The sequence below is a fragment of the Streptomyces sp. JL2001 genome, assembly GCF_050917515.1.
In the GTDB taxonomy this organism is placed as follows: domain Bacteria; phylum Actinomycetota; class Actinomycetes; order Streptomycetales; family Streptomycetaceae; genus Streptomyces.
In genome coordinates this window covers 2,687,579-2,701,470 of the sequence record NZ_CP169421.1, presented here as the reverse complement: position 1 = coordinate 2,701,470, position 13,892 = coordinate 2,687,579, and the positions used below count along the sequence as shown (strand labels likewise).

Below are 13,892 nucleotides of genomic sequence, written 5' to 3'. Positions count from 1 at the left end.
GGATGCACCGGATGCATCTGGAAGAACTCACGCGCAGACTCCGGGTCGGCGGCCAGCACCCCACCGCCGAGGAGCTGGCCGACGCCGTCTGGCTCGCCCAGTGGCTGCCGGGCGCCGCCGCGCCGGACCCGGCCACGGGTCCGCCGGTGGACCCCGCCGTGCCCGAACCACCGGGGGAGGGACGAGAACCGGCCGTCCCCGACCTGGAGGGACCGGACCGGGACGGCGAGTCCGCCCCCCGGCTCGCCGGGCCGGGCCCCGACACCGTCGGTCTCCACATGCCCCGCGGCGGCGCACGCCCCACCGGCGGCGGAACGGGCGGACGCGCCGCCCTGCCCGTCCGCGCACCCGGCGCCAACGCCCTGCCCGGCCTCCTCGGGCTGCAGAAGGCGCTCCGCCCGCTCCGGCACTACGCGCTGTTCCCCGTGCGGCCCGGCGAGGGCGTCCTCGACGAGGAGGCGACCGCCGAGCGCAGCGCCGCCGCCGGCATCCTCACGCCCGTCCTGCGCCCCGCCGCCGGCCGCCGCCCCGACATCCAGCTCCTCATGGACACCGGCCCCGCCATGGTCGTCTGGACCCGGATGGTCGAGGAACTGCGCCAGGCCTGCCAGCAGTCCGGCGCCTTCCGGGACGTCCAGGTGCACCGGCTGTACGACACGGGCGAGGGGCCGCCGCGCGTCACCACGACCTCCGGACCCGACGGACGGCCCCGCCTGCGCCCCGGCGACCAGCTCCACGACCCCACCGGCCGCCGCCTCACCCTGATCGTCAGCGACTGCGTCGGCCCGCTCTGGCGGCGCGGCGCGGCGCAGCGGCTCATCCACCAGTGGCCCCGCAGCTCGCCGCTCGCCCTCGTCCAGCCGCTGCCTCCGCGGCTGTGGCCGCGTACCGCCCTGACCGTGGAACCCGGCACCCTGTTACGCCCTTCGGGTCCCGGCGGCCACACCCTCTTCCAGCCCGACGAGGAGCCCTGGGAGCCCGTCGCGGAGGACACCCGCGCGGTGCCCGTCCTCACGCCGACCCCCGAGGCGTTCGCCTCCTGGGCGCGGCTGTTCGGCGGCCAGGGCACCGGAGCCGTACGGGGCTGGGCCGCCCGGATCGGTCCCGACGCCGTCCGGACGGGGAACGTCGTCGCCGTGGACACCCCCGCCCGCGCCCCCCGCGAGGACGACCTGCTGCGCGTCTTCCGCGCCGGCGCCTCACCGGGCGCCCTGCGGCTCGCCGTCCATCTCGCCGCCGCCCCCCTGACCCTTCCCGTCATGCAGCTCGTCCAGCGTGCGATGCTCCCCGACACCGGCCCCATGGAACTTGCGGAGGTCCTGCTGAGCGGCCTGCTGCGGCAGCTGCCCGGGCCCACTCCGTACCCCTGCTACAGCTACCCGCCGGGTGTGCAGCAGCAGCTGCTCGGATCCCTGGACCGCAGCGCCGCCGCCCTCGTCCTCAAGCACTGCTCGGAATACGTCGAGCGCAACTTCGGCCAGGGCATGCGGAACTTCCCGGCCCTGGCCGCCGCCCGGCTGGCCGGGCAGGCCGCCGACGAGGACACGGCCGCGCCGACGGAGGAGACGGACGAGCCGACGGGGCCGGTGGGCCCCGAGCCGGAGCTCTTCGCGCGCATCCCCGCGCGGGTCCTCCGCTTCTACCATCCCGACCTGGTCACCCCCGAGCCGCTGGCGGAGGCCCGCCGGCTGCTCGACCAGTGGCGCAGCCAGTCCGACCCCTCGCTGCTGGCCGCCGCCCGCGAGCGCGCCGAGGCGGCCCTCGCGGAGGACGACGTCCCCGCCCGGATCGTGCTCGGGCGGGTGCTGTACGCGGAGGCCGGGACCGCCGCGGTACGCGGCACCGAGCGGCGTGACGCACTGCTGCGGCGGGCCGTGACCGTGCTGGAGGGAGCTGCGGGGCTGGCCGGAACCGACGAGGAGGAAGGGGCGCAGGCCCGGCTCGAACTCGCCGTCGTCCGGCACGCCCTGTGGCGCGACACCGGTGACACCGCGCACCTGGACGCCGCGCTCGCGGCGCTCGCCGGGGACCCGCGCGACTGGCCCGAGAGCCACCACCACACCCTGCATCTGCGCCGCGGCCGGCTGCAGCTGGCGCGCGGCGACGGACCCGGCGCGGTCGCCGCGCTGACCGCGGCCCTCGCGTTGCGGGAGACCGGCCCCGCGCTGCTCGACCTGGCCGACGCCATGGGCCTCGCCGGACGCGAGCCGGACGCGATCGCCCCCGTGCTGGACCGGGCCGGATCGCTGCTCGACGAAAGGGTCGCGCTGCGGCTGCGGTGGACCACGGCCCGGGCCCGGCTCCACGACACCGCCGGCGACGGGCCGGCCACCGACGCGGCGTACGAGGCGGCCGCGCTGCTGGCCCCCGCGGACAGCGCGCAGCGCGGCCGGCTCCTGATGGCCTGGGGCGAGTCGCTGCTGCGGCGGGCCGCGGCGGACGGCGGCACGCCGGCCGTCGACCGGGCCGAGGGCGTGCTGCGCGAGGCGCTCACCGGCCTGCCCGCCGACGCGCCCGAGCGGGCGCGGGCCCTGGTCCTGATCGGCAGCGTGCTGGCCCTGCGCTTCCACCGGGCGGGCTTCCTGCCCGATCTCTACGAGAGCCGCCATCTCCTGGAACAGGCCGTGCGCACGGTCCGCGACCCCGCGCTGCGCGCCGAGGTGTGGCTGCAACTGGGGCGGGTGAGAATGGAGTTGAGCGAAGTGGCGCGGGACGGCGTGCTCGGCGACGCGCTCACGGCGTACCAGCGCTCCTGGGAGGACTCCCGGTCCGCCCACGGCGACACCCCGGGCTCGGTCACCGGGGCCCGCGCGCTGCACGCCCAGGGTGCGGTCCTGCGGCTCATGGGCCGGACGGCGCGGGCGGGGGCCGTGTTGCGGGCCGCAGCCGACCAGTGGCAGCGGCTGGTGTCCGCGCTGGTGGAGGTGGACTGGAACGACGTGGAGCGGACCCGGACACAGCTCGCGGAGGTGACGGCACAGCAGGGGACTTACCAGGCACAGCTCTCCGGCGACGCCCGTCGCCGGATCACGCCGCCGTGGTGGACCTGGAGCGGGACCACCGGATAGGCGGCAGGGGAACGGCCGGATAACGGGGGCGTGAATGGGCGCAGTTGAGTCGAACGGGTTTCTGACTTCCTGGCGTCGGGAAGAACCGCTGCGCCGCTACGACCGTGGGGGACAAGGGTCGGTGAGGAGGAGCCGAGGGTGTTGCAGCACACGGAGTGGGCGACCGGTGTCGACCGGGACGCCGGTGGATCTCCGCACCTTCCCGATCTCACGGCCGTCGACCTGCGGACCTTGCGCCGCACGGAGGATCCGGATCTCGAAGCCGCCGTCGAGCTCGTGCTGCTCCGGTGCGGCGACCTCGTCGAGTTCTGGGCCGAGGGGGCGGGGGGCACCCACCACTGACCGGCGGCCCCGTACCGACCGGCGGTTTCCGGTCAGATCTCGGCGACGGCCGCCGGCCGCCGTGAGGAGGCGGGGATGAGCTCCGTGCCGCCGTCCGCCGCGGCGCTCACCGCTCTGGCCAGCACCCGGCCCGCGCCGGCCGGGGCAGCCCTGCTGCGCTCCGCCCTGCACACCCGGCGCCTGGTGCTCCTCAAGGCCCTGCTGGTCCGGGCCCGCAGCGAGCGCGACGCCGTCGACCCCGGCGTGTTTAGCCGCTTCGAGACCTCCTGGCGGTTGCTCGAACAGGTCGAGCGGCGCTGTCCCGGGGTCGTCCGGGACGTCCTGGACTACCCGACGACCGGGCTGTGGCTGGCCGTCGCGCTCACCGGGCGGACGGGCCCGTCCCTCGACCGCCACCTCGGCCGGCTGGAGAGCCTGGCCGTCACCGCCGCGCTGCGGGCGGGCCGCCCGCTCGACCTGGCCGTCGAGGCGCCCGACGGCCTGCTCTCGCTGCCGGGTGTGGGGCGCCTGCGGCTGCGCGGCCCGGGTCCCGTCCGGATCCGGGCCCGTTCCCGGGTCGTCCGGCTGTACGACGAGAGCGCCCCGTACGCCGCCCCCACCGTCCTGCTGCTCACCGACCGCGGCGGCGGCACCCTCGTCGGCCGGGGCCCCGACTGGGCCGGGCTGCCCGTACTGCCGGGCTCCACCGCCCGGCTCGACGACCTGGACCCCTACCGGGTGCCGCCCGGCGGTTTCGGCGACCCGGTCCGTACCGCGACCGACCACGCCGCGACGGACCGGTCCGGCTGGGCGGCGCACTGGCGGGCGGCCCAGGACCTGCTGGCGCGCGTCGACGCGGACCGGGCGGCCGAGATCAGCCGGGGCGTCCGCGCCCTCGTGCCGCTCGAACCGACCGGCCCGCGGTCCGTCGGCGCCACCATGAGCGCCGCCCCCGGCGCGGTCCTCACGTCCCCGGCGGCCGGGGCGCCGGACCTGGCCGAGACGCTCGTGCACGAGATCCACCACAGCAAGCTCGCCACCCTGCACGAACTCTTCCCGCTGTACGCGTCCGGGCGGACCGCCCTGCACCGGGTCGGCTGGCGCCCCGACCCGCGGCCGGTCGCCGGGGTGTTCCAGGGCGCCTACGCGCACCTGGCCCTGGCCGACCTGTGGCGGCGCGCCGCCGCCTCCCCGCAGGCCCCCGGGTCCTGGCGCCGGTATGCCGGGCAGCAGTTCGACGACATCCACGATCAGGTGGGCGAAGCACTGGCGATCCTGGTTCAATCCGATGAACTGACCATGGAGGGGCGGGAGTTCGCGGTCGGCATGGCCGGGCACCACGCGAGCCTCGGCGGGCGGCCCCCTCACCGGGCGTGGTCACACTGCGTATAGCCTGTATTACACTGCGTTGCGCGCGAGTGGGACGGGAGACGTGACAGATGGCGGAACAGCGGTCGGGCGGGGGAGCGGTGGAACACGGCGGCAGGGCGGCACCCGACCACGTCCTCGTGGTCTTTCCCGGCTACCACCGGCCGTGGGCGGCCTGGATCAACCAGCGGCTCGAAGCGCAGGGCGTACGCGCCACGCTCCAGCGCTGGGACCCGCCGCGCGAGGTGGCCCTGGAGGACTCGCTCGACGACCTGCTGCTCGCCCGCGGCCAGGTGCTCCTCGTCCTCAACGACTGGTTCTTCGAACTGGGACCGCGCCCGGCCGGCGAGTGGAACGACGTGCTGCGCGGCTTCGTCGCCGCCCACGCCGACCGCTTCGCGGCGGTCAACCTCACCAACCGGCCGCTGCTCCCGGCCACCGCCGTCCTCGAACCGGTCAGCCTCTGGGGCGTCGGCGAGGAGGAGGCCGAAGCACGGCTGTTCAGCCGGCTCGGCATCGAACCCCGCCGCTCGGCGGCACGCCGGCTGCCCCCCGGCGCGCTGCTCCGCTACCCCGACACCCCGCCCGACGTCTGGGGCGAGGTCCCCCGCCGCAACCCCCGCTTCACCGGCCGCGACGACCTCCTGACCGTCCTCCAGGAACGGCTCATGGACGCCGAACGCGGCAACGCTGCCTGCACCCTGCTCGGCATGTCCGGCATCGGCAAGACCCAGATCGCCGCCGAGTACGCGCACCGCTTCAGCCCCGACTACGACGTGATCTGGTGGGTCAACTCCGACGACCGCAACGTCCAGCGCGACCGGTTCGGCGAACTCGCCGCCGAACTGCGCCTGCCCAGCGGCAACGAGCCCGGCGAACGCATCCGGGCCGTCCGCGAGGCACTGCGCCGGGGCGACCCGCACTCCCGCTGGCTCGTCATCTTCGACGGCTGGGACGACACCGACGGCGCCCAGGTGATGCTGCCGCACGGCCCCGGACACGTGCTGATCACCTCCCGCAACCGCGGCTGGGGCGACTACACCGACGTCGTCGAGGTCCCCAGCTTCGACCGCGCCGAGTCCACCGGCTACCTGATGCGCCGGGCCCCGCACATCACCGCGCCCCAGGCGGACGAGGTCGCCGCGGAGTTCGGCGACGTCCCGCTGCCGCTGGTCCAGGCCGCCTCCTGGCTCGGCGAGTCCGGCATGGAGGTGCCCGAGTACCTGCGCATGGTCCGCGACGGACGCCTGTCCACCGTGGACGAGCCCTCGGCCGGTGACGGCTTCCCCAACGCCTCCCTCACCTCCTGGTCGATACTGATCAACCGGCTCCGACGCTCCCAGCCGCAGGCCATCGACGTCCTCAGCCTGTGCGCCTCCTTCGCCCCCGGCCGGATCCCGCTCGGCATCGTCCGGGCGTACCCGCAGGCCGAACTGCCCGAGGACCTGCGGTGGATGGCCGCCGACCTGCCGGCCTGGACGCGGGCCCTGGACACCCTGGTCAACTACTCGGTGCTCACCCGGGAGTCCCGCGGCCCCGCCAACAGCGTCGACATGGGACCGCACCAGGAGTCCGTGCACATGCACCGGCTCGTCCACGACATCGTGGCCCGGCTCACCGACGGCGAGCACCGCGACTCCCACCGCCAAGCCGTCCGCGCCCTGCTCGCCGAGGCCGACCCCGGCAACCCCATGGACAGCCGGCAGTGGCCCCGGTACGCCGAACTCCTGCCCCACCTGGAACCCTCCGGGGCGCTCAGCAGCCGGAACCCACGCGTCCAGACCGCCGTGCTCAACTGTCTGCACTACTGCTTCCGCAGCGCGGAGTTCCGGGCCGGCGTCCGCCTCGCCGAGAAGATCAGGGAGAGCTGGTCCACCTTCATGGACCCGCTCGACCCGCCCATGCTGGACCTCACCACGCAGGAGGGCAACATCCTGCGCTCCTTCGGACGCTTCCGGAGCGCCTACGAACTCGACCTGGCACTGCGGGAAAAGCTCGACGCGGCCACCGACCGCGACGCGCTGGGCTCTCTGCGCTCCGCCGTCAACATCGCCAGCGACCTGCGCTTCCTCGGGCAGTACCGGGAGTCGGAACGCATCCAGCGCGAGTGCCTCACCGAGTCGCAACGACTCCTCGGCGACACCGAGTTCCTCACCCTCGTCGCCCGCCACAACCTGGGCGTCGTGCTGCGGATGCTCGGCCGCTACCAGGAGGCGTACGACACCGACGTCGAGTCGCTGGCCCGCAGCGAGAGCCTGCTGCGCGCCCGCCACGCCCACAGCCTCAACTCCAGCAACGCCGTCGCCCAGGACCTCCGCCTCCTCGGCCACTACCGCGAGGCCCTGGCCCGCCAGGAGGCCAACGTCCGGGTCCACGTCCAGGTCCTCGGCACCCAGCACCTCCAGACCCTCTACGCCCGCTCGCAGCTGGCCCTGTGCCGCCGCCGCGAGGGCGGCTTCCAGCAGGACCTCGGCGCCACCATGGCGAGCCTGCTCGAACAGCTGGAGCAGGTGCACGGCCGCGGTCACTACGTGACCCTGTCCGCCATCAACAACTACGCCAACTACTCACGGGAGCACGGCGACCTCGCCCACGCGCGCGAGCTGAGCGCCGAGGCCGAGGCGGGCTACCGCGCGCTCCTCGGCCCGGCCCACCCCGTCGCCGCCGGCGTGCTCGCCAACGTCGCCCTCGTCATGCAGGCCTCCGGCGAACGCGCCGACGCCATGGCCATGCTGGAGGGCGCGCTCGCCGGACTGACCGCCTCCCTGGGACCGGACCACCCCTGGGTCCTGGGCTGCGCCCTCAACGCCACCGCCGCCCGGAACTTCAACGGGCGGGTGTCCGACGCCGCCGAACTCAGCCGGGACACCCTCCGGCGGGCCCGGCACGCCCTGGGGAACGAGCACCCCCTGACCCTCTCCTGCCAGGTCGCGCTCGCCACCGACCTCCGCGGCCTGCGCGAGGTCGAGGAGGCGGGCAAGATCGAGGAGGACGCGCTCCTCACCCTGACCCGGACCCTGGGCGCGCAGCACCCGCACACGCTCTCGGCCCGCCAGCGCAACCGTCCCTACTGGGACTTCGAGGCCAACCTCGGCTGAGGTCACCGCGGTACGCCGGAGGCCCGGCACCCCTCGCGGGGTGCCGGGCCTCCGTTCGTGCGGATGCCGCCGATCAGGCCTCGAAGACCTCGTTGACCAGCTGCTGCTGCTCGGCCTGGTGACGCTTGGCCGAACCGACCGCCGGGGACGAGGAGTGCGGACGCGAGATCCGGCGCAGGCGCTCGCCGTGCGGGATGTCGGCGCCGACCGCCAGGTCCAGGTGGTCGATCAGGTTGAGGGCGATGAACGGCCAGGCACCCTGGTTCGCCGGCTCCTCCTGCGCCCACAGGTACTTCTCGGCGTTCGGGTACTTGGCGATCTCGGCCTGGAGCTCGGCACCCGGCAGCGGGTACAGGCGCTCCAGCCGGATGATCGCCGTGTCCGTGACACCGCGCTTCTGACGCTCGGCCTCCAGGTCGTAGTAGACCTTGCCGGAGCAGAAGACGACCTTGCGGACGTCGGCCGCGTTCACCGTGTCGTCGCCGATCACCGGACGGAAGCCGCCGGTGGTGAACTCCTCCACCTTCGAGGCCGCGGCCTTCAGGCGCAGCATCGACTTCGGGGTGAAGACGATGAGCGGCTTGTGGTGCGGGTTGTGCACCTGCCAGCGCAGGAGGTGGAAGTAGTTCGACGGCAGCGTCGGCATGGCGACCGTCATGTTGTCCTGGGCGCACATCTGCAGGAAGCGCTCCGGGCGGGCGGACGAGTGGTCCGGGCCCTGGCCTTCGTAGCCGTGCGGCAGGAGCAGCGTGACGCCGGAGGTCTGGCCCCACTTCTGCTCGGCCGAGGAGATGAACTCGTCCACGACGGTCTGCGCGCCGTTGACGAAGTCACCGAACTGGGCCTCCCAGACCACGAGGGAGTCCGGGCGGGCCAGCGAGTAGCCGTACTCGAAGCCCATCGCCGCGTACTCGCTGAGCAGCGAGTCGTAGACGTTGTAGTGGGCCTGGTCCTCGGCGAGGTAGAGCAGCGGGGTGTAGTCCTCGCCGGTCTCCTGGTCCACCAGGACCGCGTGGCGCTGGCCGAAGGTGCCGCGGCGCGAGTCCTGGCCGGACAGCCGGACGGGGGTGCCCTCCATCAGCAGGGAGCCGATGGCGAGCGTCTCGCCGAAGCCCCAGTCGATGGTGCCGTCGTCGATGGAGGCCGCGCGACGCTGCATCTGCGGCATCAGGCGCGGGTGGACCGTGATCCGCTCCGGGATGTTGACCTGCGACTCGGCGATCCGCTTCACGACCTCCTGGGAGACCGCGGTGGTCACCGCGACCGGGAACTCGGGCTGCGGGTCCGGGACGTGCGCCGGGGCGGGGGCGGAGGTGGCCTCGCGGACCTCCGCGAAGACCTTCTCCAGCTGGCCCTGGAAGTCCTGGAGCGCCTGCTCCGCCTCTTCGAGGGTGATGTCGCCGCGACCGATGAGCGACTCGGTGTACAGCTTGCGCACCGAACGCTTCTTGTCGATCAGGTTGTACATCTGCGGGTTGGTGAACTGCGGGTTGTCGCCCTCGTTGTGACCGCGGCGGCGGTAGCAGATGAGGTCGATCACGACGTCCTTGTTGAACGTCTGGCGGAACTCGAAGGCGAGCCGCGCGACGCGGACCACGGCCTCCGGGTCGTCGCCGTTCACGTGGAAGATCGGCGCCTCGATCATGCGGGCCACGTCGGTCGCGTACATCGAGGAACGCGAGGACTCCGGGGCGGCGGTGAAGCCGACCTGGTTGTTGATGACGATGTGGACCGTGCCGCCGGTGCGGTAGCCGCGCAGCTGCGACATGTTCAGCGTCTCGGCGACGACACCCTGGCCGGCGAAGGCCGCGTCACCGTGCAGGGCGACGGGCAGGACGGTGAAGTCCGTGCCGCCCTTGTTGATGACGTCCTGCTTGGCGCGGACGACACCCTCCAGGACCGGGTCGACCGCCTCCAGGTGCGAGGGGTTGGCGGTGAGCGAGACCTTGATCTGCTCGCCGTCCAGGCCGGTGAAGGTGCCCGAGGCGCCCAGGTGGTACTTGACGTCGCCGGAGCCGTGCATCGACTTCGGGTCGAGGTTGCCCTCGAACTCGCGGAAGATCTGCGCGTACGACTTGCCGACGATGTTGGCGAGGACGTTCAGGCGGCCGCGGTGGGCCATGCCGATGACGACCTCGTCCAGGCGGGACTCGGCGGCGGAGTCGATGACCGCGTCGAGCAGCGGGATGACGGACTCGCCGCCCTCCAGCGAGAAGCGCTTCTGGCCGACGTACTTGGTCTGCAGGAAGGTCTCGAAGGCCTCGGCCGCGTTCAGGCGGCGCAGGATCCGCAGCTGCTCCTCGCGCTCCGGCTTGGAGTGCGAGCGCTCGACGCGGTCCTGGATCCACTTGCGCTGCTTCGGGTCCTGGATGTGCATGAACTCGACGCCGGTGGTGCGGCAGTACGAGTCGCGCAGGACGCCGAGGATGTCGCGCAGCTTCATCATCGACTTGCCGGCGAAGCCGCCGACGGCGAACTCGCGCTCCAGGTCCCACAGGGTGAGGCCGTGCTCGGTGATGTCCAGGTCGGGGTGCTTGCGCTGGCGGTACTCCAGCGGGTCGGTGTCGGCCATGACGTGGCCGCGGACCCGGTAGGAGTGGATCAGCTCGAAGACGCGGGCGGCCTTGGTGACGTCGTCGTCGTGCGAGGCGTCGATGTCCTTGAGCCAGCGGACCGGCTCGTAGGGGATGCGCAGGGCCTTGAAGATCTCGTCGTAGAAGCCGTCCTCGCCGAGGAGGAGGTTCGCGACGATGCGCAGGAACTCGCCGGAGGCGGCGCCCTGGATGACGCGGTGGTCGTACGTCGAGGTCAGGGTCATGACCTTCGAGATGCCCAGCTTGTTCAGGGTGTCCTGGGAGGTGCCCTGGAACTCGGCCGGGTAGTCCATCGAGCCGACGCCCATGATCACGGACTGTCCGGGCATCAGACGCGGCACGGAGTGGACGGTGCCGAGGCCGCCGGGGTTGGTCAGCGAGACCGTGACGCCGGTGAAGTCCTCCATCGTGAGCTTGCCCACGCGGGCGCGCTTGACGATGTCCTCGTAGGCCTGCCAGAACTCGAAGAAGTTCAGGGTCTCGGCCTTCTTGATGCCCGCCACGACGAGCTGGCGGTCGCCGTTCGGCTTCACCAGGTCGATCGCGAGGCCGAAGTTCACGTGCTCCGGCTTGACCAGGGTCGGCTTGCCGTCCTTCTCCGCGAAGGAGTGGTTCATCGAGGGCATGGCCTTGATCGCCTGCACCATCGCGTAGCCGATCAGGTGCGTGAAGGAGATCTTCCCGCCCCGGGCGCGCTTCAGGTGGTTGTTGATCACGATGCGGTTGTCGAAGAGCAGCTTCACCGGGACGGCGCGGACGGACGTGGCCGTCGGCACTTCCAGCGAGGCGTTCATGTTCTTCGCGACGGCGGCGGCGGGGCCGCGCAGCGTGATCAGCTCGGGACCGGCGGGCGCCTCGGTGGCCGGGGCGGCCTGGGCCTTGGCGGCGGGCGCGGCAGGCGCGGCGGCCTTGGCGGCGGGCGCCGGGGCCGGGGCGGCCTTCACCGGCGCCGGAGCGGCGGCGGGCTGCGCGGGGGCCGCGGCAGGCGCGGCCTGTGCGGTGCCCGCCTGCGGAGCGGCGGGCGCGCTCGGAGTGGTCGTGGGGGTCGGCGCGGCTCCGGCCGCCCCCGCGGCGGCGGGAGTGTCCGAGGAGCCGGGCTTGTAGTCGGCGAAGAAGTCCCACCAGGCACGATCGACCGAATTCGGGTCCTGGAGGTACTGCTGGTAGATCTCGTCGACGAGCCACTCATTGGCGCCGAAGGCGGTCGCGGGGTTCTGACCCCGCCCGTCTTGGTCGGTGGAGATGCTCGAGTTACTGGGGGACTGAGACGACACGGCGGTAACCGCCCTCTTCCGCTTCACAAGGTGATGGACAGCGGAAATAAAGGCTACGCCTCCCTGGCCGAGAGGTGCAGGCCGGGCACTCCAACGTCGCGCAAGTCACACTTGACGGGGTGTTTCGGGGCATGGATTGGCGGGAAACAAGCGTGGTTCTGCCCTCTCGCGGGTACGCGAGGTGGCGGCTGCGGCCCCGTTCGGCCCGCATCCCTGATCACGTCCTGGCCGTGTCCTGTACAGGTACACGCAGAACGTGTGCTTCCGGTTCGAACCCTACGTCAATCCCGCGCCGGAACGCTGCCCGGAAGAGTGATCTGGATGCGGCAGCCGCGTGACGATTCGGCCACTCCGATGGTTCCGCCGTGCAGATCCACCGCCCAGCGGGCGATCGCCAGGCCGAGCCCGGTGCCGCCGTCGCTGCCCGGGACCGGCTGGCCCCCCGCCGATCCGCGGTTGAACCGCTCGAAGACGGTGTGCCGCAGCGCCTCGGGGATGCCGGGACCCTCGTCCTCGACCTCCAGCTCCAGGGAGTCCGGCCAGGGCCCGCGCCGGGCGTGCACGGTCACCCGGCCGTGCGGCGGCGAGTGCTTCACCGCGTTGTCGATCAGGTTCGCCACCACCTGGTGCAGCCGCTCCGCGTCCGCGTGCGCGGTCAGCTCGGGCGGCGACACGTCGAGGTGCAGATGGACGTCCGTGCGGTTGTGCAGGCCGGAGCTGGAGGACAGGCCGCGCTGAGACGCCGCCAGGTTGGCCTCCCGGAGCACCCCGGACAGGTACGGCCAGACCTCCAGGCGCCGTACTTTCAGCGAGACGACACCGTTGTCGAGACGTGACAGGTCGAGCAGCGTCTCCACGAGCCTGCCGAGCCGCTCGGTCTGCTTCAGGGCCGTCCGCATGGTCTCGGGGTCGGCCTCGGAGACCCCGTCCACGACGTTCTCCAGGACCGCCCGGAGCGCGGCGATGGGGGTGCGCAGCTCGTGCGAGACGTTGGCGACCAGCTCCTTGCGGTGCCGCTCGACGGCCTCCAGGTCGTCCGCCATGCGGTTGATCGTCGAGGCGAGGTCGCCCAGCTCGTCGCGGCGGTCCGCGCCGCGCACCCGCCGGCTGAAGTCGCCGCGGGAGATCGACCCCGCCACCGTGTTCATCTCGTCCAGCGGCGCCGTCAGCGACTGGGCCACGAACTGGGTGATCAGCAGGGTCGCGATCATCGCGAAGATCGTGATGTAGCGGAACTCCGTGGAGGTCCGGATCGCCACCAGCGCGAGACCCGTGGTCAGCAGGACGGCCCCGACGACCAGGGCGCCCAGCTTCGTCATGATCGAGATCGTGATCCGCCGGCCGCCGGACCGTTCGGTCCCGTCCGCGCCCCCGCGCCCGGTGCGCGGCCCCCGCCGGCTCATGGCGCGGGGGTCTCCAGCGCGTAGCCGACGCCGTGCACGGTGCGGATGCGCTCGGCCCCGATCTTCCGGCGCAGCGCCTTGATGTGGCTGTCCACGGTCCGGGTGCCGGAGGCGTCCGCCCAGTCCCACACCTCGGCGAGCAGCTGCTCGCGGGAGAGGACCGCGCGCGGGGTGTTCGCCAGGCAGACCAGCAGGTCGAACTCTGTCGGGGTCAGGTGCACGTCCTCGCCCCGGACCCGGACCCGGCGCTGCGCGTGGTCGATCTCCAGCTCGCCCAGGCGCAGGATCCCGCTCCGCGGGGTGACGGCCGCCAGCGCGGCCCGCTCCACCCGGCGCAGCAGCACGTGCACCCGCGCCGCGAGCTCGCGCATGGAGAACGGCTTCGTCATGTAGTCGTCGGCGCCGACGCCGAGGCCGACCAGCATGTCCGTCTCGTCGTCGCGCGCCGTGAGCATCAGCACCGGCACCGGCCGCTGGGCCTGGACCCGGCGGCAGACCTCCAGGCCGTCGAAGCCCGGCAGCATCACGTCGAGCAGCATCAGGTCCGGCTGCCATGCCTCGGCCGCGTCGACCGCGGCCGGGCCGTCGGTCGCCGTCTGCACGAGGAAGCCCTCCGCCCGCAGCCGGGCGGAGATCGCTTCGACGATCGTCGTGTCGTCCTCGACGACCAGTACCCGCCGCTGAGCGCCCGGAGTGGCCGCCGCACCGTGTTGAGTGGTGTGTGTCTGCTCCATTGCCCCGCCTCGCTCGCTGATGGTCGGCCAGC

General features: G+C 73.0%; 7 protein-coding genes. 4 read left to right on the top strand and 3 right to left on the bottom strand.

The annotated features are described in order from the left end of the window. The first annotated feature begins 2 nt into the window (after window positions 1–2). The 4 genes from ACE1OA_RS11680 to fxsT all read left to right on the top strand — a co-directional run bounded on the left by ACE1OA_RS11680 (window position 3) and on the right by fxsT (window position 7,855). On the top strand, window positions 3–3,068 hold the full coding sequence (locus ACE1OA_RS11680) for an SAV_2336 N-terminal domain-related protein (protein ID WP_432752750.1): 3,066 nt from the start codon (window positions 3–5) through the stop codon (window positions 3,066–3,068). Between the two features lie 138 nt (window positions 3,069–3,206). Continuing rightward, complete coding sequence (locus ACE1OA_RS11675; RefSeq protein ID WP_356608236.1) at window positions 3,207–3,410, top strand: hypothetical protein; 204 nt, start codon at window positions 3,207–3,209, stop codon at window positions 3,408–3,410. 75 nt (window positions 3,411–3,485) lie between these two features. After that, complete coding sequence (locus ACE1OA_RS11670) at window positions 3,486–4,781, top strand: HEXXH motif domain-containing protein (RefSeq protein WP_432752749.1); 1,296 nt, start codon at window positions 3,486–3,488, stop codon at window positions 4,779–4,781. Between the two features lie 47 nt (window positions 4,782–4,828). Continuing rightward, on the top strand, window positions 4,829–7,855 hold the full coding sequence (gene fxsT, locus ACE1OA_RS11665) for an FxSxx-COOH system tetratricopeptide repeat protein (protein ID WP_356608240.1): 3,027 nt from the start codon (window positions 4,829–4,831) through the stop codon (window positions 7,853–7,855). A 73-nt stretch (window positions 7,856–7,928) separates the two neighbouring features. Here fxsT and ACE1OA_RS11660 read toward each other — a convergent pair whose 3' ends face one another. The 3 genes from ACE1OA_RS11660 to ACE1OA_RS11650 all read right to left on the bottom strand — a co-directional run bounded on the left by ACE1OA_RS11660 (window position 7,929) and on the right by ACE1OA_RS11650 (window position 13,860). Beyond that, on the bottom strand, window positions 7,929–11,723 hold the full coding sequence (locus ACE1OA_RS11660) for a multifunctional oxoglutarate decarboxylase/oxoglutarate dehydrogenase thiamine pyrophosphate-binding subunit/dihydrolipoyllysine-residue succinyltransferase subunit (RefSeq protein ID WP_356608242.1): 3,795 nt from the start codon (window positions 11,721–11,723) through the stop codon (window positions 7,929–7,931). Window positions 11,724–12,004: 281 nt separating this feature from the next. Then, complete coding sequence (locus tag ACE1OA_RS11655) at window positions 12,005–13,126, bottom strand: HAMP domain-containing sensor histidine kinase (RefSeq protein ID WP_384875053.1); 1,122 nt, start codon at window positions 13,124–13,126, stop codon at window positions 12,005–12,007. Then, window positions 13,123–13,860 (bottom strand): response regulator transcription factor, encoded by a 738-nt coding sequence (locus ACE1OA_RS11650; protein ID WP_147981198.1) that lies wholly within the window; start codon window positions 13,858–13,860, stop codon window positions 13,123–13,125. Before ACE1OA_RS11650 ends, ACE1OA_RS11655 begins: the two co-directional genes overlap by 4 nt. Window positions 13,861–13,892: the final 32 nt, after the last annotated feature.

Bases quoted from the DNA above. Each gene is read 5' to 3' on its own strand.
- ACE1OA_RS11680 (WP_432752750.1), top strand. From the start codon at position 3: ATGCACCGGATGCATCTGGAAGAACTCACGCGCAGACTCCGGGTCGGC.
- ACE1OA_RS11670 (WP_432752749.1), top strand. From the start codon at position 3,486: ATGAGCTCCGTGCCGCCGTCCGCCGCGGCGCTCACCGCTCTGGCCAGC.
- fxsT (WP_356608240.1), top strand. From the start codon at position 4,829: ATGGCGGAACAGCGGTCGGGCGGGGGAGCGGTGGAACACGGCGGCAGG.
- ACE1OA_RS11655 (WP_384875053.1), bottom strand. From the start codon at position 13,126: ATGAGCCGGCGGGGGCCGCGCACCGGGCGCGGGGGCGCGGACGGGACC.
- ACE1OA_RS11650 (WP_147981198.1), bottom strand. From the start codon at position 13,860: ATGGAGCAGACACACACCACTCAACACGGTGCGGCGGCCACTCCGGGC.